Consider the following 22,557-nt stretch of genomic DNA (forward strand, 5'->3'; position numbering starts at 1 on the left):
TAAGAAGATTCCTGGCAAATTATACGTAACTTTACGGGATAGTGAGTCCGCCTGAAAGTCTTTGTCATGCTCACAGGTTTATTATTTTTTCCATCCCGTATGGCTGTTTTGAGCTCTCAGGCAGATGGTGAATTATCGTTACGCATTGAGTGAGGGTATGCCATGTCAACGATCATTATGGATTTATGCAGCTACACCCGGCTAGGGTTAACCGGGTACCTGGCAAGCAGAGGGGTAAGAAAGAGAGACATCAACGATGCACACACCGTTGACGAACTCGCAGCCGCTTGTGACGAACTAAAACCAGGCGTGGTGTTTATTAATGAGGACTGTTTCATTCACGATCCAGCCAACAGTCAGCACATTAAGCAAATCATTAATCAGCATCCAAAAACTCTGTTTATTGTTTTTATGGCGATCGCGAATATCCATTTCGATGAGTATTTGTTGGTCCGTAAAAATTTATTGATCAGTTCTAAGTCGATTAAGCCCGAGTCGCTGGATGACATTCTGGGTGATTATTTGAATAAAGAAGTTAAAAATGTAGGAGCGGTTAACTTACCCACCCTATCATTAAGCAGAACTGAATCAAGTATGCTGCGAATGTGGATGGCAGGACAAGGAACTATTCAGATCTCTGACCAGATGAATATTAAAGCAAAAACCGTTTCATCACATAAAGGAAATATTAAAAGGAAAATTAAAACGCATAATAAGCAAGTGATCTATCACGTGGTACGTTTGACCGATAATGTGACGAACGGGATTTTCGTCAACATGCGTTAGTGGCTTAAACCCCTTTGCACCCTACCTTTGATCTCTGGCCAGGCCAGAGATTTTTGCTTATGTGGGCGTTGTCGGGCAACCGCAATGCCACCCGACGCTGTGTTACTCCGCTTTTTCGACAAAAATGCCGTCCGGATGCCCCAGTTCATTAAAAAACCAGATGCCGAGCGGGTAGTCTTCCAGTGATACCAGGTACATTGTCCCCTCACTGAACTCTTCAATTGCCAGTACCACCCCCGGGCGGCGCGGCCCACCGTCCGTTTTAACGGTAACCCGATCGTTGACCTTCATACATTCCTCCTCTGGTTTTGAGCCAGTGTAGAACAAAACGCATGCGCTGACATCGCTGACGGATGCGAATGCCGTTTTTGTGTGCGGTCTATACTTAACCGTGGACACGTTTATATGAGGTACCCCGTAATGAAGACCAACAAAGCGTATAGCGACACCATCAAGCGCGAAGTCGAAGTGGATGTCGATGCCCTGCTGGCCGCCATCAATGAGATCAGTGAATCCGAAGTACGTCGTGCAGAGGATGATTCCGAGAGGGTGATGGTGAACGGGAGGGATTACCATACCTACCGCGAACTGGCGGAGGCCTTCGAGCTTGATATACACGACTTTAGCGTGTCTGAAGCCAATCGATAGCGCGAAAAAAATCCCGGTCATGGGGATGGCCGGGATCAAAACTTGCTTATGCAAGAAGCACTTGAAAATTCGTTACACCAGGAAATCTGATGTACAAACCACACTATCCCCAACGATTTTGTCTGACAAGCATATATTCTTACGGCGAATATAATATTTTTAACATAATCATTTTTGTTATGAGCAATAACGCACGGTGAATGCGGCTTTGGCTGAATCGCGTCTTATAAAGACGGTTTTCCCTTCAGTATTTTTTTAAGAATATTCTTAGGTAGAGGCGCGTGCGCTTTCAGGAGTCATCATGCTTTCACTTCAGGGTCCCCTGCTGGTTTTTTCCGATCTGGATGGATCGCTTCTGGACTTTCATACCTACGAGTGGCAACCCGCGATGCCATGGCTGGACAAACTGCAGGATTATCAGGTGCCGGTGATTCTGTGCAGCAGCAAGAGTGCCGCAGAGATGCTGGATATCCAACAGGATCTGGGCCTGGAGGGGTTACCTTTTATTGCTGAGAACGGCGCGGTCATTCAGCCTGATGTGCGCTGGGAGATGGGGCAGAGCCAGATCACAGGGATGACGCATCGGGAAATTCATCCGCTTATTGAGCAAATCCGCCAGCAGGCAGGCTTTAAATTCGTCACGTTTGATGACGTGAACGAACGCGTCATCAGCGAATGGACCGGGCTGACGCGCTACCGTGCGGCGCTCGCACGCAAACACGACGCCTCTGTCACGCTCATCTGGCGTGATACCGACGACGCAATGGTCCGCTTTGAAGAGGCGCTGGCGCAAAGGGGTCTGAAATGTCTACAGGGGGCTCGTTTCTGGCACATTCTGGATGCACGCTGCGGTAAAGACGTGGCGGTTAACTGGCTGATTGCGCAGTACCGCGAGCAGGAAGATTGTGTCCCCACCACCCTGGGGCTGGGGGATGGCCCAAACGATGCGCCGCTGCTGGACAGCGTCGACTTCGCCGTGGTGATTAAAAGCATAAACCGCCAGGGCATTACGCTACAGAATGATAGCCCTGAACGGGCTTATCACACGCAGCAGAGCGGTCCCTTAGGCTGGCGGGAAGGGATGGATCACTTTTTCTCCTGATCGCTCCAGCACACCCGGTTACGCCCGCTCTGCTTGGCCTGATACAGCCTGTCGTCCGCGGCAGACTGCAGCTGTTCAAAAACATAGTTCTCTTTTTCCTGCGCGCTGGCGACGCCCAGGGAGGCGCTAATGCGAACGGTCGTGCTCTTTTTCACCAGGATCTCCCTGCTGTTGATGCGTGACCGGATGCGCTCCGCGACCCTTCTCCCCTCTTCCAGGCTGCTCCCCGGCAGGACGACGCAAAACTCTTCCCCGCCCACGCGCCCGGCAACGTCATTTTTGCGCAGCACGCTGGCAATCAACCCTGCGGCATGGGACAGCACTTTGTCACCCGCCTGATGCCCGTACTGGTCATTAATGCATTTGAAATGGTCAAGATCGATCTGTATCACCGTAAACGGCTGACCCTGTTGTCGACAGTTCTCCGCAATCACTTTTGCGCGCTCAAACAGCGCGCCGCGGTTATTCAGACGCGTGAGGGGATCGTGCCAGGCCTGCCACTGCAGGGAGTGCTGGAGGGTGTACATATTGCTGACCATCCTGCGGATGACCAGCCATGAAACAAGCAGCATGGCGGTAAAGAGCGCCCACAGCAGGGCCAGCACAATACTGATGCTGCCAAAGTCACCCTGTACGCCTTCGTGCAACGTATGAACGCGTAAGATCACCCCGTCAAAATGATCGAGTCGCTCCCAGCTAATAAAACGGCTTCCAAGGCGAATTCCGCCTCGGGTGTCGTGTTCAATCCCGTGCGCAATTTGCGCCGTTTCAACCTCATCAAAGCGGTTCACCTGACTGCCGTCCACTTCTGACGTGGCAATCATGTTCAGACGCGTGTCATACAGTTGATACTCGCCCTCCGTCCGGTCCTGCGTCGCCTCAGTCAGCAGGCGTTTCATGGTGTGTATGGAGAAATCCATCGCTACCACGCCATACCAGTAATGCTCAAAATAGATGGGCACGCTCGCCGTTATCGTGCGCTCCCCATTGCTCCAGGGCGACGGCGCCGAAATAAACCAGCGCACCGCGCGCGCGCGATTGTGGCGTTCTGAGTGTAAGGTAAACCAAGGTTGAGTCACCAGAAAGTAATAGCGGGCGTTGATATCGTCAGCCATATCAGGCGTGTCTGTCGAAAGATAAAACCCCGCGCGGGAAACGTAGATTATCCGCTCTTCACTTTGCACACCCGACGAGGCCAGGCGCAGTAAATACCCCACTTCCAGCGCGGCAGAAATCTCATTACTGATACGCTCACTATCACGGTTAAGGAGCGTGGACTTTGCAACGAAGGCATCTGACACGCCGTTCAGGGGAAGGGTGCGTTTTTTATCAACGGCCAGCTGCCAGGTTTCATCCGTCCGCACGGCGCTAAAACGAGACACCGCATCGCGCAGGACATCAAACCCCAGGGGGGTCTGTAAGGCATCATGCATGCTGGTGCGAAAAAACAGCATTTTGTCCACGCTGTACTGCAGCTGACGGTCCAGCGACGTGGCGACCGTTTCGAGATGGTTACGCTGGCTGGAGATATACGCCTCCTCCAGGACCACCACCTCACGCCATGTCAGGAGGGTGGAAAAGGCAAGGACGACAAGAAAACAGAGATTAACGATTAACCCCGGATTGCTACGCTTATGCAGCCATTGCAGAAAATATTGTTTTACAACAAAGGTATCGCGCTGCACACACACTCCCTGATTACTGCCTTACACCCGGTACATGAGATAAAAACGCCCGGCAAAGCCGGGCGTTATGTGATTAAGCCTTGTCCCGCTTGTGCTGCCCGTCGCCCGGCTGAAGCTCATCTTCACGAAATGCTTCCCGCTTGATGCTATAGCCATCGTGCCACCGACACTCCACCATTCCGCTAGAATAGCCTGTGACAATCATACGTGGGCCACCTTTCTTAGGCTTAACTTCATCACTGACCAAAAAGACCATACCTGCCTCCTGTATCAGGGTGAAACTGTTTCAATTTAGACGAGGAATAGTCTTTTTGCATACCACAACAGGTAACAATTAGTGCGCAGAACCGCGCATTTTTTCGACCAGTTTCACCGCCGCCACCACGATAGCGCCAACGATAAAGCCCAGCACAAGATTAAGCAGCGTCGGCAGAATAGCGGCCACCACGCTCCCCTGCGCCGAGGAGAACTGTTCGATCGCATGGTGCAGCGGAGCAATGCCGTGGACCACAATACCGCCCCCCACCAGGAACATCGCCAGGGTGCCAACCACCGACAAGCTCTTCATCAACCACGGTGCCAGCGTCAGTAAGCTTTTACCGATGCCTTTTGCCACCGCGCTTGATTTCTCCTCCAGCCAGTAGCCGATATCATCCAGCTTCACGATCAATCCGACCAGACCGTACACGCCGACGGTGACCAGAATGGCGATGCCGGAGAGGATCAACACCTGATTGAGCAGCGGCGCATCGGAGACAATACCCAACGTAATGGCGACGATCTCTGCCGAGAGAATAAAGTCGGTCCGAATGGCGCCTTTGACTTTATCGCGCTCGAAGGTTTTCGGATCCTGCGCGGCCAGCGCGTCCAGACGCTGCTGGCGCATCTCCGGCGTGTCGTTATGCTTGCGTGCGCTGAAGGAGTGCAGGACTTTCTCCACGCCTTCAAAGCATAAAAATGCCCCGCCAATCATCAGCAACGGCGTGATAGCCCAGGGAATAAATGCACTGATCAGCAGCGCCAGCGGCACCAGGATCACTTTATTCAGAAACGAGCCTTTTGCCACGCCCCACACCACCGGCAGTTCGCGGTTAGCCCGTACACCGCTCACCTGTTGAGCGTTAAGCGATAAATCATCCCCCAGCACACCCGCGGTTTTCTTCGCCGCCAGTTTCCCCATCACGGAAATATCATCCAGTAAGGTGGCAATATCATCCAGCAATGTTAATAAGCTACTTCCTGCCAAAATCGTGATCCTTCTTTTTTTGGTAATTAAGTGAATAGTATGGAGCAAAAGCGCAAACGCGGAAACAGGCACCTCACGTCAACAAAAAATTCACATCAACTACACAATTAAAGGGCTCGCCAGCACGATAGTTTTCGCGTTTACTATCAGCGACCTTTTTATTTCGTCGTGAGGGATTATGCGTTTCCGGCAACTGCTACCGCTCATCGGGGCACTTTTTTCGCTTTATATCATCTGGGGTTCGACCTACTTTGTCATTCGCATCGGCGTGGAAAGCTGGCCGCCGCTGATGATGGCGGGCATTCGTTTCCTCTCGGCGGGCGTGTTGCTGCTGGCCTTTCTGCTGCTGCGCGGTCATAAGCTACCGCCGCTGCGCCCGATGCTCAACGCCGCCCTGATTGGCCTGCTGCTATTGGCGGTAGGGAATGGGTTTGTGACCATTGCCGAGCACCAGAACGTACCGTCGGGGATCGCCGCCGTGGTCGTTGCCACCGTACCGCTGTTTACCCTCTGCTTCAGCCGTCTTTTTGGCATCCGTACCCGCAAGCTGGAATGGCTAGGGATTGGGATTGGCATCGGCCTGGCGGGCATTATTCTGCTCAACAGCGGCGGTAACCTGAGCGGCAATCCGTGGGGCGCGGTCATTATTCTTATCGGCTCAATGAGCTGGGCGTTTGGTTCGGTATACGGTTCGCGTATCGAACTGCCAACCGGCATGATGGCGGGGGCGATTGAGATGCTTGCCGCGGGGATCGTGCTTCTGATTGCCTCCATGCTGACGGGGGAAAGGCTGACGACCATGCCGGATCTGTCGGGCTTCCTGGCGGTCGGGTATCTGGCGCTGTTTGGTTCGCTCATTGCAATCAATGCCTACATGTTCCTGATCCGCAATGTGTCTCCGGCGGTTGCCACCAGCTATGCCTACGTCAACCCGGTCGTGGCCGTGCTGCTCGGTACCGGGCTCGGCGGGGAAACACTCTCTCCGGTTGAGTGGTTAGCATTAGGGGTGATTGTTTTTGCCGTCGTGCTGGTCACGCTGGGCAAATATTTACTGCCGGCGAAGCCCGTGATTACGCCTTGCGGGGTGGAGAAACCGTAAGCGCGTGGATCCCCTGTGTGTCGATCTGCGCGGTGTGTCCGCCGCCGCAGATCCACTCTTCCAGCCGTTCGCGCAGATCGGCATCGTTCAGTTTTCGCCGCCCTCTCAGCGCACACTCCCAGACGATCAGCACGCGCCAGCCCTGCGCGATAAGCGTGGTGAGATCACGCGCGTCGCGCGCAACGTTCTTGCCAATCTTCTCCAGCCAGAAATCGGTGCGCGTTGCCGGAACTTTAAACAGGTAACAGTCGTGATGATGCCAGAAACAGCCGTGGGTAAAGATAATGCACTGATACGCGTCGATGACGAAATCCGGTCGCCCCGCCAGCGCGGCATCCTGCACGCGGAAATCAAACCCCGCCTGCGTCAACAACCCGGCCAGACGCTTTTCAATGGCGGTATCACGCGTGCCGATAGCACGCATGTTTTTGCTGCGCGTTGCCTTATCGTGAACGTCCGTCATTGACGGCCTCACTCTGGCGGAGCGCCACCGCCTGCCGGATACGTGAGGCCAGCAGTTTTGCCACCGCCGCAAATGCGGGCACCACCACCGAGTTACCAAACTGACGGTATGCCTGAGTGTCCGACACCGGAATACGGAAACTGTAGCCCTGCGGCGTTTCAAAGCCCATCAGCCGGGCACATTCCCGTGGCGTGAGGCGTCGTGGACGGTGGAGCTGGTTTTGCGGATCGTCGAAATCCCTCTCGCCCAGCGCTTTATCCCAGCCTCTGTCGATCAGGATTTCCGCGCCGTCTTTATAATAACGGGCGGACAAGGTGCGGGTCACGCTGTGCGGATCGTGAGGATTAACCATGCCAAATCCGAAGCCGTTGCCTTTTGCCTGATGCTTTTTGGCATAGCGGTAGAGGTATTTCCACAGAACGGGCGTAAGGATAAATTTCGCGTCGACCACAGGCTCCAGCAGGTCGGCGACGGTTGGACGACGCTCGGGATACAGAGACGGGATATCCCGCAGGGTAAAATCTCCCTTCAGATTGAGATCGCGGCGGAAGCCGACCAGCACAATGCGCTCGCGATGCTGGGGCAGGAAATGTTTCCCGTCAATGATTTTTGGGTCATCCGCGCCCATATCCTCAGAATCGGCCACGTCGTAACCCAGCTCATCCAGGGTTTGCATAATAATGCGGAAGGTTTTTCCGCCGTCATGGCTCTTTAAGTTTTTGACGTTTTCCAGCACAAAGATGGCCGGGCGGCGGGCGTCAATGATGCGGGCCACATCAAAAAACAGCGTTCCCTGCGTATCGCAGGCGAAACCGTGGGCGCGACCGAGGGCATTCTTTTTCGATACGCCGGCCAGCGAGAAAGGCTGGCAGGGGAAGCCAGCCAGCAGCACGTCGTGCGCCGGGATCGTCTGACGAATATGCCCGGCGGCCTGCTCATCCGTGACGCCGCTTTTATGGCTCAGGGTGACATCACGTATATCGGCGTTGAAGTGATGCTCGTGCGGATCGCAGTACCAGTTCGCTTTATAGGTGCGTACCGCATGTTTGTTCCACTCGCTGGTAAACACACACTGACCGCCGATGGCTTCAAAACCGTGCCGGATCCCACCGATACCGGCGAACAGATCGATAAAGCGGAATGCATAGTCCGGGTGCGCGGCAGACGGACGCGGAAGCAGGTTTTGCAGATAACGAAACTCACCGTCGCTCAGGCGGCGCCCTGCCCGCTCGCTGGTCAGCAGTCGCTTAAGGATGGCCGGGCTCCAGTGGCTCTCACCGTGCGCTATCAGCTGGTTCGCCAGCGTTTTGACATCATAAATATCCAGCAGCTGGCGCAGTAATGCCTGCACCGTTGCCGTTGATTTCTCAGCCTGCTCTGGCGCGGGCCCTGTCACTGATCGATTTTCCTGCATTCTTTTAACCGGAGAATAAAGACTGGGAACAGATTACCACAGTTCAGTTGGGCAAACTGCGACAGAAGCGGTGCTGAATCTGGCTATCCAGCCCGATGCAGTCGCCCTGTAATTCGGCACTGAGTTTCGCCATAAAGTGAACGAGAAAATCGGCGTTATGTTGCGCGAGCTCGCGCCCGACGTCGGTTTGCATTGTATCAGGCAAGCGCAGCAGCTTAGTCTGAAAATGATCGAGGGCAAATGCCCGGTCATCCAGCGAGCGCGCATCGGCAAAGGGATCTTCCGCGTCAAACAGTGCCACGCCCAGCCCACCCGAGACGGCAAACACGCGCGCCAGGCCAATCGCGCCCAGCGCTTCGAGACGATCGGCATCCTGGACAATTTTGGCCTCGATACTTTGCGGCGCAATACCCGCGCTGAAACTGTGCGCCTCGATGGCGTGCTCCACGGCGGCAAAGCGATCCGGCGGAAAGTCCGGGAAATCGCGGTGCAGAATGTCCCGCGTTTTGCGCGCCGCCAGACGCGATGACTGACTGCGTTCAGGATGATTTTTCGGCAGGCTAACGATGTCGTGAAAATAGCAGGCGGTCAGGACCACCAGCGGATCGGCCTGATGATGAATCATTATTTTTCGGGCCGTCATCCAGACGCGGCGGAAGTGCGAAATATCATGCGCACTGTCATCGCTGGCGTGATGTTCATCAAGCCAGGATTCAAAACGCTGCTGCCACTGTACGAGTTCCATCATTCTTTCCTGTGACGAAAACAGGCTGTGGATTATAACACAGCCGAATTAAATGATTTAAAAAATAGAAATGAGAAATACTTAATAATAATTATGCGCAATGTATTCAGTTCATTAATTCACATGAAAAATAATGAGAGCTTTAGAAATATTTTGCAATATTTTTACCGATTTAATTACATTTATTTTTGAACCAAAATAACAATCCATAGAATAGTATCAAAATCGTAATTACGGAGGGTGATTACATATATTCATATAAATTATCTTTAAAGGGAATATATAATGAAAAGAAAAGTTCTGGCAATCCTGGTACCCGCATTATTAATGGCTGGCGCAGCAAATGCGGCTGAAATTTATAATAAAAACGGCAACAAAGTTGATTTCTACGGCAAGATGGTTGGTGAACGCATCTGGTCTGACACTGACACAAGCAACAGTGAAAACAAAGATACGTCATATGCTCGTTTTGGTGTGAAAGGCGAAACACAGATCAATAACCAACTGACCGGTTACGGCCAGTTTGAATACAACATCGATGCCAGCGCACCTGAAGGTGACCAGGACGAAAGTACCCGTCTGGCATTTTCAGGTCTGAAAATGTCTGACTACGGCTCATTCGATTATGGCCGTAACTATGGCGTGGCTTATGACGGCGCAGCTTACACCGATATGTTGGTTGAATGGGGTGGAGACTCCTGGGCCGCTACCGATAACTTTATGACACAACGTACCAACGGTGTCGCAACTTACCGCAATACCGATTTCTTTGGTATGGTTGATGGTCTGAACTTCGCTGTTCAGTATCAGGGTAAGAACGACGACCGGGATCGCTTCAAAGCAAATGGCGATGGCTACAGCATGTCTGTGAATTATAATGTAGACGGCTTTGGCTTTGTCGGCGTCTACGGTAAATCTGACCGTACTGACTTACAAACGCTTGACGGCTATGGCGACAACGCTGAAGTATGGGCACTGTCTGCTAAGTATGATGCAAATAGCGTTTACGCCGCAGTTATGTACGGCGAAACGCGTAACATGACCAAAGCAGGTTCTAATCGCGGTTTTGCTAATAAGACTCAGAACGTAGAAGCAGTCGTTCAGTATCAATTCGACTTTGGTTTGCGTCCATCCCTTGGCTATGTTTATTCTCAGGCCAAGGATTTCGGTGCAACTAATGGTTATGAAGGTGTCAACGCTGACCGCGTGAATTACATCGAACTTGGTACCTGGTACTACTTCAATAAAAACATGAATGTTTATACTGCATATAAATTTAACTTGTTGGATGAAGAAGACGGAGCCATTACGGGTAATGTGACGGACGATCAGTTCGCGATGGGTATTGTTTACCAGTTCTAATCCCCAAAAATACTAAAGCCCGCACTCGCGGGCTTTTTTTCATTTATAAGAGCCGAATTTACGGCGCTTCCTGCAACGCCACGCGAATAAACCCGTTATTCTGCGCCAGCAGTTCGTGGGCTTTCCATGCATCCAGCCCGGTCAGTACCATCAGGACTGCCGTTTTACAGTTATGGTTACAGCTCTCAAGCGCGGCTTTTGCCTGCGCCCGGGTGCAGCCCCCCGCCTCCATCACAATGGCAATTTGTCGTTCGGCCCATTTGGTATTGCGTGCCTCCAGATCCACCCGCAGGTTGCTGTAAACGCGCCCGGTCCGCACGGACAGCCCGGTGGTGACCATCGAGAGGATCATTTTTTGCGCAATACCCGCTTTGGTATTGCTAAAGCCTGCCACCACATCAGCCCCCAGCACCGGGGCAATCACCATGCTTGCCAGCTGCGCCGCTTCACTTTGTGCATCACCGGTAATGATGGCGACCATAGAGCCCAGCGACCATGCATGGCGCATTGCACCCCAGACCCACGGCGTTTTTCCGCTAACGGTGACCGCCAGCATCATATCGTGTTCACCAAACTTAATGGCCTGCAGATCGGCAACGCCACGCTCGTAGCTCCCTTCCCCTTCCTGTGCCGTCACGGCAATCACAGGGGTTTTGCCCGGCGCATATTCATCGGCAGCCTGTTGTGCGACACGGCCAGACGGCCCCGCCCCAACAATAACCAGACGGCCCCCGTGACTAAGAGTTGCCGCGGCGTTATCCACCACGCGGGCGATCGTCGTTAAACAGGGGGATATTGCAGCGGAAATGAGTGCATCTTCCTGGTGAATGACCTTCAGCATGTCCAGCGTGGACAATCTATCAATATTCATCGTGCTGGCGTGCCGTCTTTCCTTGACCGAACCGGTAAGCATAATGCTCATAAACAGCCTCCTTATTATGAGTACCCACACACTATAAAGTGTTTTATATGGATGACCTGCGAGGAGGGTCACGAAAAGAGGACCAAATCCACGCCTTTACATGGCTTTAAGAAACGCGCGTCATCAGCGATAATTACCCCTTTGTTAATCATCGCGGAGTATTGATGAGCGATTTGCAGCCTTTCCTTCTGACGCGCAAGCGCCCCATGAAACTGAACACGCTGGTCACGTTGATGGTATGCGCGATTATTGCCTCTGTGCTGCTTCTGGTCTTTGCGCTCTACTCCGTTCAGATCACCCGGGCCACCCGCGATGATGTCAAAGACACCGCACTGGGTATCGCCCGCACGCTGGCCGACAGCCCGGAGATCCAGCGAGGTCTGATGCAGTCCCCGCAGGCCGACATTATTCAGCCCATCGCCAAAGCGGTCACCCAACGTAACGATCTGCTGCTCACCGTGGTGACCGACATGCGCGGTATTCGCTACTCGCACCCAAACGAAGCACTGATTGGCCTGCATTTTATTGGTAACGATCTGGAACCCGCCCTGGAAGGTAAAGAGAACGTCTCGGTTAACCGGGGCGCCCTCGCCGAAGCGCTTCGCGTCTTTACCCCGGTTTATGACAGCCAGCACGATCAGATCGGGGTGGTGGTGGTCGGTATCTCCCTCAAAAAGGTGGAAGACCAGATTGCCCGCGGGCGGCTGAATGCGCTCTGGACGATATTATTCAGTATCTTTATGAGTTCGATGGCGATTTGGGGCCTGGTGCGGGTGCTGAAGCGCATTCTGTTCGGCCTCGAACCCTACGAGATATCCGCCCTTTTCGAACAACGTCAGGCAATGCTGCAGTCGCTTCGCGAAGGCGTACTGGCCGTCGATATTCACGGGCGCGTGACGATGATCAACCACACCGCCAGAGAAATTTTACTCCTGCCCTCCGGCAAGCAAACGGAAAACGCCAGCGCACCACTTTTAGCCAGCCTGCGTGAGATTTCAAAAACCGGCGTCGCGCGCCAGGATCAGGAGATCAGCTGTAACGGTCGGCTGTTGCTGTGCAACATGGTGCCGGTCAAAAGCCAGGAGCAGGTCATCGGGGCGATCGCCACCTTCCGCGATAAAACGGAAATCAGCCAGCTGATGCAGCGCATTGATGGCATGGTCAACTACGTCGACGCCCTGCGCAGCCACACGCACGAGTTTATGAATAAACTGCATGTGATCCTTGGCCTGCTGCATATGAAGCGCTATGACAAGCTGGAGGAGTACATCATCCAGACGGCGCATAATTACCAGACGGATATCGGTACGATCCAGAGCAAGGTAAAATCGCCGGTCATTGCCGGGTTCCTGCTGGGTAAAATCAACCGGGCAAAAGAGGCGGGCGTCACCCTGACGCTGGCGGACGAAAGCCAGATACCGGATACCGCCAGCGAAGAGCAGGTCGCGGTGTTGATCACCGCGCTGGGTAACCTGATTGAAAACGCGCTCGACGCGATGGAAGGACAGCAGGAAGGCGAGATCGGCCTGCTGCTGCATTATCAGAATGGCTGGCTCAGTTGCGAAGTCAGCGACGATGGCCCCGGCATTGATCCCACTCAGCTGGAGGCTATTTTTACTAAGGGCTTCTCAACGAAAGGTGAAAACCGCGGCGTTGGGCTGTTCCTTGCTCGCCAGCAGATTCAGAACCTGGGCGGAGAGATCTCCGTGGAGTCTGAGCCTGGCGTCTTTACCCAATTTTTTGTTCACATCCCCTGGGATAGCGAGAGGAATATCGCGTGATAAATGTATTAATTGTCGATGATGACGCCATGGTGGCCGACCTCAACCGTCTGTATGTCAACCGTGTTGAAGGCTTTAGCTGCTGCGGTGTCGCCTCCACGCTCAACCAGGCGAAGGCCATGATTAACGACTCCGGTCAGCCGGTCGATCTGGTGCTACTGGATGTCTATATGCAGCAGGATAACGGGCTGGATCTGCTGCCCGTGATTCGCGCGTCCGGCCGCCCGATCGATGTCATTATGATCTCCTCGGCCGCCGATGCCGCCACGATCCAGACCTCTATCCACTACGGCGTGGTGGATTACCTGATCAAACCTTTCCAGTTCCCGCGCTTTGAAGAGGCGCTCAACGGCTGGAAAGCGAAGCATAACCTGATGGAATCGCACCCGTATTATGAACAGGCCGACGTTGACCGCCTGATCCACGGCGGAGCGCCGGAGCTGGCGGACAGCAAAAAGCTGCCGAAAGGGTTAACGCCGCAGACGCTGCGCACGATCTGCCAGTGGATTGACGCCCACCCGGAGATGGAGTTTTCCACCGATGACCTGGCGAGCGCGGTGAATATCTCCCGCGTGTCGTGCCGCAAATACCTGATCTGGCTGGCGCAAATCAACATTCTGTTCACCAGCATTCACTACGGTGCCACCGGGAGGCCAGTGTATCGTTACCGTCTCCAGCCGGAACAGACGGGGCTGCTTAAGCAGTACTGTCAGTAACGCGGTAGGTATTATCCAGCAACGTAAAGCGGAAGTGGTGCATCGATGAGATCACCACTTCTTTTGTTTTGGTCACAAAAATGGCTTCAATATCCGGGCGAGAGCGCAGCACCGCACAGCCCTTCTCTATGCCCATGCCGTACATCAGCGTGGTCCAGATATCGCCGTCGATAGACTCTTTTGACACGATGGTGACGCTGTCCAGCGCGTTGTCCAGCGGGTATCCGGTGCGCGGATCGAGAATATGGTGATAGCGCTTGCCGTTTTGCTCAAAGAAGCGCTCGTAGGTTCCTGACGTCACCACGGAGCGGTTTTCCACCGTCATCGCGCCAATCAGCGCGTCGCTGACGAACGGTTTTTTCAGCCCGACGCTCCAGCCCCCTTCCGGTGAGCCCAACGTCTGGATATTTCCCCCCAGGTTGATGAGTCCCCGCTCGGTCCCCTCTTTGTGCAGGTAATCCCGCACCCGGTCAGCGATATAGCCTTTGGCGATGGCGCCCAGGTCGATCTCCATGCCTGCTCTCGCCAGAAACACGCTGCTCTGCGCCTCATCAAGGATGACATCCTCAGGACGGGTAATCGCCAGCAGCGCCGCAATGTCATCAGCAGGCGGAACGCTGTCACCCCGGAAACCAATTTTCCAGCGCTTCACCAGCGGGCCTATCGCCAGGTTAAAAGCGCTGTCCTTGAGCAGGCTTGCCGCTTTTGCACAGCGGATCAGCTCGAACACCGGTCGGCTGACGATGACCGGATGCTGCCCAGCCGCGTGGTTGATGTCCATCACCTGCGAGTGGGCACGGTTGACGGTAAGCAGATCTTCATACTGTTTGATGAGTCGAAACACGCGGGAGGCGAGGGCTTCGTCATGGGAGAAGAGTTTCAGGAGGATGGGGGAACCCATCAGGACGGCGGAGTAACTGTAAACACGGTTATCTGACATGCATGTTTCCTCAGATGTAGCCCCGGCAAGCACCGCGCCGCCGGGGAAATCGCCGGATAACGTTGCGTTTATCCGGCCTACAACACAGGTGCTTTATGCCATTTTTGCGCGCATCGCCGCCTGATGTCCGGCAAGGGTACCAAAAATAATGATGTCTGCCACCGCGTTACCGCCGATACGGTTACCGCCGTGGATCCCGCCGACCACTTCACCCGCAGCAAATGCCCCTGGCAGCACGTTGTGGTTGCTGTCCAGCACGCAGGTTTCAGTGTTGATGGTCACACCGCCCATGGTGTGGTGCACGCCCGGCGCAATCTGAATGGCGTAGAACGGCCCTTCATTGATTGGCGCACGCAGCGCGGTGGTACGGCCAAAATCATCGTCGTGCTGTTTCTCGACAAAGCCGTTGTAGCGTTCCAGCGTTGCCAGGAAAGCGTGATGATCCATGCCCAGCGCTTCGGCCAGGGCTTTTGGTGAGCTGGCGCTGGTCACGAACCCTTTGGCGATGTACTCATCCGCAGCTTTGTTTTTGGCGCGTACGTGTTCATCAAAGACGATGTAAGCGTATTTCTCTGGCAGCGCGATGATCTGCGCGGAGACTTTGTCGCGGGTCGACATTTCGTTGTAGAAGCGCTCCCCTTTCTGATTGACCAGAATAGCCCCGCCGCCGCGGATGGATTCGGAAATCAGGTACGAGGTTTTCTGCTCCACGGTGGGGTGAATCTGAATTTCGCCCATATCCACGGTGCCCGCCCCGATGCGCTCCAGCAGTGCGATACCGCCGCCGGTGGCCCCTTTATGGTTGGTGGTGACGAATCCTTCCAGGTCCGGACGGTATTTCACCACCATCTGGCTGTTGGCGCTGAAGCCGCCGGTCGCCACAATCACGCTTTTGGTTGCCACGATGACGGTTTCATTTTCTTCGGTCGTCAGGCGCACGCCGGTCACTTCGCCGTTTTCGAAAATAATGTCACTGACGGAGGTATCCAGCATCACCTCGATGTTGCGTTTGTTGACGTTACGCACCAGACCGCTGATCAGATAGCCGCCTACTGCAGAACCGTCTTTTGGACGGTGAGTACGGTCGATGCTCATCCCGCCGGTGGTGGTGATGTCGTTGAGCATAATGCCGCGGGTTGCCAGCCACTCAATTGCTTCCGGTGCGTTCTCGACAAAGCGACGCAGCAGTTCCGGGTTGTTCTTGTTACCGCCGCCTTTCAGGCTTTCCTGGTAGAACAGCTCTTTGCTGTCCTGAATACCCTTCACGCGCTGGAAGCGAGTTTCAGCGGCGTTCATCCCGGCAGACGCTTTGATGGTGTTACCGCCGATGGTTGGCATTTTCTCGACAATCAGCACGCTTGCGCCTTCGTCGTGCGCCTGAATCGCCGCCGCCAGACCGGCACCGCCGCTGCCCACGACAACCACGTCAACGCTGCGGGTTTCGTTCGGGTCAACGCCCTCCTCTGCCGCCAGCGCTTTACTGGATTTCAGCATCGCTTTAGAAACCGCTTTTTTCACCGCTTCACTCTGGCTGGTTGCGCCGGTGATGGCATCTACGTGCGGGGTGTTGGCATCCAGAATGCGGGTACGGATCTCTTCGAAGCTGGTCACAAACTCAACGTCTTCGCTTGGGCCGGAGGCCAGCGCGATGTCCGCAATGCGGTCGGTTTCCAGGCTGACGTTAATCACCAGCTCATTAGCGTCGTCCTGCACTTTCTCAACGAAGGTGCCCGGTTTGAATTTAGACTCGCCCATGCTCATGTCGCGGATCATCGCTTCCACCAGCGAGAAGCGCCACAGCGGTTCCGGGATGTTCAGTTCCTCGCGTTTGGTGCTGTCCATAAACAGCTCAAGGCTTTCGCCAGCCGCGATGCGGTCTGTCCAGTCCGGATAAGCGATGGTGGCGCGGCCAACGGCAATCAGGTCGTAACCGTGGTCCAGCGCGTCATTCACGTCTGAAGCATTCACCACGCCGCCCACGCCCATGACCGGAACCTGCGCCAGCGTTTCTGAACGCATCGCGCAGTATTTTTCGATGAGCGGGGTCGGGTCCTGGGTGTCAACAATCGAAGGACGCAGGGTTGCACCGACGGAGAAGTGCAGGTAATCCACGCCGCGCGCGGCCAGTTTCTCCAGCAGGTACATGGTGTCTTCAAAACGGATGCCCGGGACTTCCAGCTCTTCAGGGGAGAAGCGGTAACCAATGATGAAGGCATCATCCGCGTACTGGCGCACCATTTTGTGCGTAATGTCCAGCACGGCCAGCGGGAACTTCGCGCGGTTGTCGCGGCTGCCGCCCCACTCGTCATCGCGCTGGTTAGAGTTCGGTGAGTAGAACTGCTGAATCAGGTAGGTGTTGGCCCCGTGGATTTCCACGCCGTCGAAACCGGCCTGAATGGCGCGACGCACAGCTTCCCCAAACTTGCCGATCATTCCTTCTACTTCTTCGGCGGTCAGTGCAACCGGCGTTGCGGCACCGTCACGCGGTGCGGCCACCGCGCTTGGGCCAACCGGGGTACGGCCACCAATCAGTTTTGGGTCAACCATACGGCCGCCGTGGTAGATCTGCAGCAGCGCTTTCGAACCTTTGGATTTAATCGCCTCTGCGATTTTCGCCAGCCCGGCAATTTTCTCGTCGTTATCAATACCGATGGCGCCCGGGAAGGCGAGACCGAGATCGTCAACGAAGCAGCACTCCACGATGATGGTACCGATGCTGCCGGAGCGAGCCCGGTAGTACTCCACCAGCTCACTGGTGACAGTACCGTCATAGTAGCCGGTACAGGTGGTCATCGGGGCCATTAACAAACGGTTTTTCAGTTCAGTGCCATTCGGTAATGTGAAGGGGCTAAGAATGCGTTCGTTAGTGCTCATAATAGAAACTCCAAACTTTTAAAATTAAGAATTCGTTATCGGGTTTAATTTTTAAATTGGTTGTTATTTGCCGATGTCATGATACTAATATAATGATTTTTTTAGTTTCTAAAGCCATTACGTTAGTTAAAAAACTATTTAATCCCTGAGATAACAGAAATAACACAATGGTGTTAGTGATAATAATTTACCCGTTTACAATAATTTAAAATACGTTAAATAAATATTGGTCATACCAATTTCCTTTAACCATAAAAACTTCAATAAAATCAAAAAATAAAAAGAATACCAGATTTTGGATTGTTACAAGAATGATAAAGAAAACGATAAAAATAAATAATAACCCCATACGCCAGAGTGGTTATTAATAAAAGCACGAAAATAACGCCGCACTTCTGTTTTTTTGATCCTGATCAATAGTTGCAGCATCCAAAAGCGCAATATAAAAACATCATCAATTTTTAATTTAACGCACACAGAAAGGCGTTAAATCGTTATTAATGAAAAAACCAAACCGCACCTTTAATAACTAAAAAAAGCAAAGAAACTTAAAAAACACATTTGGTTTTTTCTGCACTACCGAATTTTTGACAACTTAAGACGTGAAACTATGAATACAAAAACAGCTGTAACGCCCCCAGTGGCGAACCAGGCATCAAATGGAAAAGCGAAACGACTGCTGATGATGGCGTTGCCCGTCATCGTCGCCGTACTGCTGCTGTTTGTTCCGGTACCGGAAGGTTTACCGCCTTACGCGTGGCACTACTTCGCTATCTTCGTTGGCGTGATCGTCGGGCTGATCTTCGAACCACTGCCTGGCGCGGTGATTGGCCTGACCGGCGTGGTCGCCATTGCGCTGTGTAGCCAGTGGGTGCTCTTCAGCCCGGACCAGCTGGCAGATCCAAAATTCAAGCTGGCAGGCGCCTCCTTCAAATGGGCGGTGAGCGGGTTCGGTAACTCAACGGTCTGGTTGATTTTCGGTGCCTTTATGTTTGCCGCAGGCTATGACAAAACCCGCTTCGGCCGCCGTCTGGCGCTGATTCTGGTAAAATATCTCGGCCGTCGCAGCCTGACGCTCGGGTATGCTATTACCTTTGCAGACCTGCTGCTGGCACCGTTTACCCCGTCCAACACGGCGCGCAGCGGCGGGACCATCTACCCGATTATCGCTAACCTGCCGCCGCTGTACGGCTCAAAACCCAACGACCCAAGCGCGCGCAAAATTGGTTCTTATCTGATGTGGGTGGCTATCACCGCGGCCTGTATCACCAGTTCTATGTTCCTCTCCGCTCTGGCGCCGAACCTGCTGGCGCTGGCGCTGGTGAAAAGCACCGTTGGGATTGATATCTCCTGGGGCACCTGGTTCCTCGCGTTCCTGCCGCTGGGCATCCTGTTGATTCTGACCATGCCGCTGCTGGCCTACTGGTTCTACCCGCCTGAAGTGAAAGTGAATAACGAAGTACCGCTGTGGGCGACCCGCGAGCTGGAAAAACTTGGCAAACTGTCGCGCAATGAGATCCTGCTGCTGGTCTTCGTGTGCTGTGCGTTGCTGATGTGGATCTTCGCCGCCGCGTGGATTGAACCGGCCATGGCTGCCCTGTTAATTGTCGGTCTGATGCTGTGGACCGGTGTGCTGGAGTGGAACGATATCACCGGTAACAAAGCCGCGTGGAACACCTTCGTCTGGTTCGCCACCCTGGTGGCGCTGGCGGATGGCCTCTCCTCTACCGGCTTTATCAGCTGGTTAGGTAAAGAAGGCGGTCTGCTGATGAGCGGTATCTCTCCGGGCGTGGCGACTATCGTCCTGCTGCTGGCGTTCTACCTGCTGCACTACCTGTTTGCCAGCACCACCGCACACACCACCGCGCTGCTGCCCGCGATGCTGACCATCGCCTCCACCATTCCGGGCATGAATATGGAAGTGTTCGTCCTGCTGATGGTGACCTCGCTGGGTGTAATGGGGATCATCACCCCATACGGTACCGGCCCAAGCCCGATTTACTACGGTAGCGGCTACCTGCCAACCAAAGACTACTGGCGCCTGGGCACTATCTTCGGTGCAATCTTCCTGGCGGCCCTGCTGCTGATTGGTTATCCGTGGATGTCGATGATGTTCTGATTTCTGACCGCCGGGGTCTTCCTCCGGCGGTTTTATTTTTGTGGAGCAAGCTATGTCAAACAAACCGTTTATCTACCAGAACCCCTTCCCTCTTTCCCATGACGACACCGAATATTATCTGCTCACCAAAGAGCACGTTTCCGTTGCCGAGTTCGAGGGGCAGGAAATCCTGAAAGTCGAGCCGCAAGCCCTGACGCTGCTGGCGCAGCAGGCCTTCCACGATGCCGCCTTTATGCTGCGTCCTTCTCATCAGAAACAGGTTGCCGCCATTCTTAACGACCCGGAAGCCAGCCAGAACGATAAGTACGTCGCCCTGCAGTTCCTGCGCAACTCTGAAATTGCCGCAAAAGGCGTCCTGCCGACCTGTCAGGATACCGGCACCGCGATCATCATGGGCAAGAAAGGCCAGCGCGTCTGGACCGGCGGCGGTGACGAAGCCGCCCTGAGCCAGGGCGTGTATAACACCTACATTGAAGACAACCTGCGTTATTCCCAGAACGCCGCGCTGGATATGTATAAAGAGGTGAATACCGGCACCAACCTGCCCGCGCAGATTGACCTCTACAGCGTGGACGGTGATGAGTACAAATTCCTGTGCATGGCAAAAGGCGGCGGTTCCGCGAATAAAACCTATCTCTATCAGGAAACCAAAGCGCTGATTACCCCTGCGAAGCTGAAAAACTACCTGGTTGAGAAGATGCGCACGCTCGGCACCGCCGCCTGCCCGCCTTACCATATCGCGTTTGTGATCGGCGGTACCTCCGCAGAAGCCACGCTGAAAACCGTGAAGCTGGCCTCTACCCGCTACTATGACGCGCTGCCAACCGAAGGCAACGAACATGGCCAGGCGTTCCGCGACGTTAAGCTGGAACAGGAACTGCTCGAGGAAGCGCAGAACCTCGGCCTGGGCGCACAGTTTGGCGGTAAATATTTTGCCCACGACATCCGCGTGATTCGCCTGCCGCGCCACGGCGCGTCCTGCCCGATCGGCATGGGGGTTTCCTGCTCCGCAGACCGCAACATCAAAGCGAAAATCAACCGCGACGGGATCTGGATTGAAAAACTGGAACACAACCCGGGCCAGTATATTCCTGAATCACTGCGTCAGCAGGGTGAAGGCGACGTGGTGAGCATCAACCTGAACAAACCAATGAACGAGATCCTGGCCCAGCTCTCCGCGCACCCGGTCTCTACCCGTCTGTCGCTGAACGGGACCATCATCGTGGCGCGCGATATTGCCCATGCGAAGCTGAAAGAGCTGCTGGATAACGGCGAGGAACTGCCGCAGTACGTTAAAGATCATCCGATTTACTACGCAGGTCCGGCAAAAACGCCGGAAGGTTACGCCTCTGGCTCACTCGGTCCGACCACCGCGGGACGTATGGACTCGTACGTAGACTTACTGCAATCCCACGGTGCGAGCATGATCATGCTGGCGAAGGGCAACCGCAGCCAGCAGGTAACCGACGCCTGCCATAAGCACGGCGGCTTCTACCTCGGCAGCATTGGCGGTCCGGCGGCGGTGCTGGCGCAAAACAGCATTAAGAGCCTGGAGTGCGTGGCGTATCCTGAACTGGGTATGGAAGCCATCTGGAAAATTGAAGTGGAAAATTTCCCGGCGTTTATCCTGGTGGATGACAAAGGCAACGATTTCTTCCAGCAGATCCAGAATCAACAGTGCAAAGGCTGCTCACAGCGCTGAGGCCTTCCACAACGCCGGTAACAGCGACAGCGTTTCGTTGATAAGCCCGCGCTTGTCGCTACCCGGTTTCCAGATGGTCACCATCGTCTGAGCTATTCCCTGGCTGCCCACCTCGGTGGGCAGCCTTTTTACATCCTTCCACTGCGCCGCATGAAGATGCGTCGGCAAAAATCCCCAGCCGCACCCCTTTTCCAGCAGACCGCGCAGCATCTCAAGTTCGTTGGTAAAAAGGGTATGTCCGGAGATTTGCAGACGGCGCGCGACCGGCTCGTCAGACGCCGCATGCATAATGACCTGCGGCACCAGAGAGAGATCGAGTAGCGAAACCGGAGAGGCGTTATTCCGGAACAGCGCTTTCGAGGCGTAAAAATCCATCTCAATGGACCCTAACGCCCGCCATTCCATCTCATTGCCTACGCTGCGATTACGTGCCTGACAGATCCCCACATCGGCCTCACCGCTGGCGAGCATCGCTTCCGCTTCATCACGCGAGGTGCTGGTCAGGCTCAGCCGAATATTCTGGCTCGCCATTTTTGCTATCAGCGCCTGCAAAAAAGCGCGCGGGGTGAACGGATCGTAGACGAGCGCAATATCCTGCGTCGCGCTTTGCGGAACGGCTCTGGCGAACGCCTCAAAGGCTTTTACCTGACGCATCAACAGATGCGCCTGCCGCTGTAACTGCTCCCCCTCCAGCGTTAACCGCAGGGTTCGCCCCTCGCGCAGGAACAACGCGTAACCCAGACCATCTTCCAGAAAATCAATCAGATCGCGCAGGGTCGTGCGGTCTTTACCCAGTTTAGTGGCCGCCTTCACCAGGCTGCCATGTTCAGCCACGGCGGTGAACGCCTCAAGCTGGGCAAACGAATAGATCAATGACGCCACGCGATCCTCCATAGTACCTTTTCGGGGGATTTTCCCCCATAACGCGTTTTTTATTATAGGCCGCGGGTTCG

General features: G+C 54.4%; 20 protein-coding genes. 9 read left to right on the forward strand and 11 right to left on the reverse strand.

Annotation, left to right across the window (positions count from 1 at the left end; genetic code table 11):
• Positions 1-162 precede the first annotated feature (162 nt).
• Positions 163-786 carry a transcriptional regulator RcsA gene (gene rcsA, locus ACMGGM_RS05235; RefSeq protein ID WP_008500313.1) on the forward strand — a complete coding sequence of 208 codons (624 nt, stop codon included), beginning with the start codon at positions 163-165 and terminating at the stop codon, positions 784-786.
• A gap of 102 nt (positions 787-888) precedes the next feature.
• Here rcsA and dsrB read toward each other — a convergent pair whose 3' ends face one another.
• A complete protein-coding gene (dsrB, locus tag ACMGGM_RS05240; protein WP_013097741.1) occupies positions 889-1,077 on the reverse strand; it encodes a protein DsrB in 189 nt (62 codons plus the stop codon).
• 129 nt (positions 1,078-1,206) lie between these two features.
• Between dsrB and yodD the strand changes: the two genes are divergently transcribed.
• Both yodD and ACMGGM_RS05250 read left to right on the forward strand, forming a co-directional pair.
• A complete protein-coding gene (gene yodD / locus ACMGGM_RS05245; protein WP_014884403.1) occupies positions 1,207-1,434 on the forward strand; it encodes a YodD family peroxide/acid resistance protein in 228 nt (75 codons plus the stop codon).
• 301 nt (positions 1,435-1,735) lie between these two features.
• Positions 1,736-2,536, forward strand: a complete 801-nt coding sequence (locus tag ACMGGM_RS05250; protein ID WP_045281540.1) for a mannosyl-3-phosphoglycerate phosphatase-related protein — start codon at positions 1,736-1,738, stop codon at positions 2,534-2,536.
• Here ACMGGM_RS05250 and dgcQ read toward each other — a convergent pair.
• From dgcQ to ACMGGM_RS05265, 3 genes are all read right to left on the reverse strand, one after another.
• Complete coding sequence (gene dgcQ / locus ACMGGM_RS05255; protein WP_045281541.1) at positions 2,521-4,221, reverse strand: cellulose biosynthesis regulator diguanylate cyclase DgcQ; 1,701 nt, start codon at positions 4,219-4,221, stop codon at positions 2,521-2,523. The genes ACMGGM_RS05250 and dgcQ overlap by 16 nt on opposite strands.
• Before the next feature lie 73 nt (positions 4,222-4,294).
• Complete coding sequence (locus ACMGGM_RS05260) at positions 4,295-4,477, reverse strand: YodC family protein (protein ID WP_008500307.1); 183 nt, start codon at positions 4,475-4,477, stop codon at positions 4,295-4,297.
• A gap of 78 nt (positions 4,478-4,555) precedes the next feature.
• Positions 4,556-5,470, reverse strand: coding sequence for a DUF808 domain-containing protein (locus ACMGGM_RS05265; protein WP_349675177.1), 915 nt, complete (start codon positions 5,468-5,470; stop codon positions 4,556-4,558).
• Between the two features lie 175 nt (positions 5,471-5,645).
• Between ACMGGM_RS05265 and yedA the strand changes: the two genes are divergently transcribed.
• Complete coding sequence (gene yedA / locus ACMGGM_RS05270) at positions 5,646-6,566, forward strand: drug/metabolite exporter YedA (protein ID WP_414149155.1); 921 nt, start codon at positions 5,646-5,648, stop codon at positions 6,564-6,566.
• Here the strand turns inward: yedA and ACMGGM_RS05275 are convergent.
• The 3 genes from ACMGGM_RS05275 to ACMGGM_RS05285 form a co-directional block, all read right to left on the reverse strand.
• Positions 6,538-7,029, reverse strand: a complete 492-nt coding sequence (locus ACMGGM_RS05275; RefSeq protein ID WP_014884408.1) for a very short patch repair endonuclease — start codon at positions 7,027-7,029, stop codon at positions 6,538-6,540. The genes yedA and ACMGGM_RS05275 overlap by 29 nt on opposite strands.
• The gene (locus ACMGGM_RS05280) at positions 7,010-8,425 is read right to left on the reverse strand and encodes a DNA cytosine methyltransferase (protein ID WP_014884409.1); all 1,416 of its coding nucleotides are present in this window, start codon (positions 8,423-8,425) and stop codon (positions 7,010-7,012) included. The genes ACMGGM_RS05275 and ACMGGM_RS05280 overlap by 20 nt, the downstream gene beginning before the upstream one ends.
• A gap of 61 nt (positions 8,426-8,486) precedes the next feature.
• Entirely contained in the window at positions 8,487-9,188 is a 702-nt protein-coding gene (locus tag ACMGGM_RS05285) for a phosphohydrolase (protein ID WP_063614368.1), read from the reverse strand.
• A gap of 285 nt (positions 9,189-9,473) precedes the next feature.
• On the opposite strand from ACMGGM_RS05285, the gene ACMGGM_RS05290 reads away from it, so the two are divergent.
• Positions 9,474-10,550: a porin gene (locus ACMGGM_RS05290; RefSeq protein WP_063614369.1), complete on the forward strand. Its 1,077-nt coding sequence runs from the start codon at positions 9,474-9,476 to the stop codon at positions 10,548-10,550.
• A gap of 58 nt (positions 10,551-10,608) precedes the next feature.
• Here the strand turns inward: ACMGGM_RS05290 and ACMGGM_RS05295 are convergent, their stop codons facing one another.
• Positions 10,609-11,472, reverse strand: a complete 864-nt coding sequence (locus tag ACMGGM_RS05295; RefSeq protein ID WP_063614370.1) for an N-acetylmuramic acid 6-phosphate etherase — start codon at positions 11,470-11,472, stop codon at positions 10,609-10,611.
• Positions 11,473-11,636: 164 nt separating this feature from the next.
• Here ACMGGM_RS05295 and ACMGGM_RS05300 point away from each other — a divergent pair, with 164 nt between their 5' ends.
• Both ACMGGM_RS05300 and dcuR read left to right on the forward strand, forming a co-directional pair.
• Complete coding sequence (locus ACMGGM_RS05300; protein ID WP_014884413.1) at positions 11,637-13,253, forward strand: sensor histidine kinase; 1,617 nt, start codon at positions 11,637-11,639, stop codon at positions 13,251-13,253.
• A complete protein-coding gene (dcuR, locus tag ACMGGM_RS05305; protein ID WP_045135166.1) occupies positions 13,250-13,969 on the forward strand; it encodes a two-component system response regulator DcuR in 720 nt (239 codons plus the stop codon). Before ACMGGM_RS05300 ends, dcuR begins: the two co-directional genes overlap by 4 nt.
• Here the strand turns inward: dcuR and ACMGGM_RS05310 are convergent.
• Both ACMGGM_RS05310 and ACMGGM_RS05315 read right to left on the reverse strand, forming a co-directional pair.
• Positions 13,950-14,909, reverse strand: a complete 960-nt coding sequence (locus ACMGGM_RS05310) for an FAD:protein FMN transferase (protein WP_045135165.1) — start codon at positions 14,907-14,909, stop codon at positions 13,950-13,952. The two genes, dcuR and ACMGGM_RS05310, sit on opposite strands and share 20 nt — an antisense overlap.
• Before the next feature lie 93 nt (positions 14,910-15,002).
• Positions 15,003-17,783: a flavocytochrome c gene (locus ACMGGM_RS05315; protein ID WP_045135164.1), complete on the reverse strand. Its 2,781-nt coding sequence runs from the start codon at positions 17,781-17,783 to the stop codon at positions 15,003-15,005.
• A 610-nt stretch (positions 17,784-18,393) separates the two neighbouring features.
• Here ACMGGM_RS05315 and ACMGGM_RS05320 point away from each other — a divergent pair.
• Together ACMGGM_RS05320 and fumA are read left to right on the forward strand one after the other, a co-directional pair.
• The gene (locus tag ACMGGM_RS05320) at positions 18,394-19,902 is read left to right on the forward strand and encodes an anion permease (protein WP_014884418.1); all 1,509 of its coding nucleotides are present in this window, start codon (positions 18,394-18,396) and stop codon (positions 19,900-19,902) included.
• Positions 19,903-19,954: 52 nt separating this feature from the next.
• On the forward strand, positions 19,955-21,604 hold the full coding sequence (gene fumA, locus ACMGGM_RS05325; protein WP_032636107.1) for a class I fumarate hydratase FumA: 1,650 nt from the start codon (positions 19,955-19,957) through the stop codon (positions 21,602-21,604).
• Here fumA and ACMGGM_RS05330 read toward each other — a convergent pair.
• The gene (locus ACMGGM_RS05330) at positions 21,593-22,498 is read right to left on the reverse strand and encodes a LysR family transcriptional regulator (RefSeq protein WP_045134967.1); all 906 of its coding nucleotides are present in this window, start codon (positions 22,496-22,498) and stop codon (positions 21,593-21,595) included. The two genes, fumA and ACMGGM_RS05330, sit on opposite strands and share 12 nt — an antisense overlap.
• Positions 22,499-22,557: the final 59 nt, after the last annotated feature.

The sequence above is a fragment of the Enterobacter sp. BNK-14 genome, assembly GCF_047456095.1.
Taxonomy (GTDB): domain Bacteria; phylum Pseudomonadota; class Gammaproteobacteria; order Enterobacterales; family Enterobacteriaceae; genus Enterobacter; species Enterobacter kobei.

Excerpts from the sequence above, each read along its gene's own strand:
- rcsA (WP_008500313.1), top strand. The coding sequence starts at position 163 with ATGTCAACGATCATTATGGATTTATGCAGCTACACCCGGCTAGGGTTA.
- dsrB (WP_013097741.1), bottom strand. The coding sequence starts at position 1,077 with ATGAAGGTCAACGATCGGGTTACCGTTAAAACGGACGGTGGGCCGCGC.
- yodD (WP_014884403.1), top strand. The coding sequence starts at position 1,207 with ATGAAGACCAACAAAGCGTATAGCGACACCATCAAGCGCGAAGTCGAA.
- ACMGGM_RS05250 (WP_045281540.1), top strand. The coding sequence starts at position 1,736 with ATGCTTTCACTTCAGGGTCCCCTGCTGGTTTTTTCCGATCTGGATGGA.
- ACMGGM_RS05260 (WP_008500307.1), bottom strand. The coding sequence starts at position 4,477 with ATGGTCTTTTTGGTCAGTGATGAAGTTAAGCCTAAGAAAGGTGGCCCA.
- yedA (WP_414149155.1), top strand. The coding sequence starts at position 5,646 with ATGCGTTTCCGGCAACTGCTACCGCTCATCGGGGCACTTTTTTCGCTT.
- ACMGGM_RS05275 (WP_014884408.1), bottom strand. The coding sequence starts at position 7,029 with ATGACGGACGTTCACGATAAGGCAACGCGCAGCAAAAACATGCGTGCT.
- ACMGGM_RS05285 (WP_063614368.1), bottom strand. The coding sequence starts at position 9,188 with ATGGAACTCGTACAGTGGCAGCAGCGTTTTGAATCCTGGCTTGATGAA.
- ACMGGM_RS05290 (WP_063614369.1), top strand. The coding sequence starts at position 9,474 with ATGAAAAGAAAAGTTCTGGCAATCCTGGTACCCGCATTATTAATGGCT.
- ACMGGM_RS05295 (WP_063614370.1), bottom strand. The coding sequence starts at position 11,472 with ATGAGCATTATGCTTACCGGTTCGGTCAAGGAAAGACGGCACGCCAGC.
- ACMGGM_RS05300 (WP_014884413.1), top strand. The coding sequence starts at position 11,637 with ATGAGCGATTTGCAGCCTTTCCTTCTGACGCGCAAGCGCCCCATGAAA.
- ACMGGM_RS05310 (WP_045135165.1), bottom strand. The coding sequence starts at position 14,909 with ATGTCAGATAACCGTGTTTACAGTTACTCCGCCGTCCTGATGGGTTCC.
- ACMGGM_RS05315 (WP_045135164.1), bottom strand. The coding sequence starts at position 17,783 with ATGAGCACTAACGAACGCATTCTTAGCCCCTTCACATTACCGAATGGC.
- ACMGGM_RS05320 (WP_014884418.1), top strand. The coding sequence starts at position 18,394 with ATGAATACAAAAACAGCTGTAACGCCCCCAGTGGCGAACCAGGCATCA.
- fumA (WP_032636107.1), top strand. The coding sequence starts at position 19,955 with ATGTCAAACAAACCGTTTATCTACCAGAACCCCTTCCCTCTTTCCCAT.
- ACMGGM_RS05330 (WP_045134967.1), bottom strand. The coding sequence starts at position 22,498 with ATGGAGGATCGCGTGGCGTCATTGATCTATTCGTTTGCCCAGCTTGAG.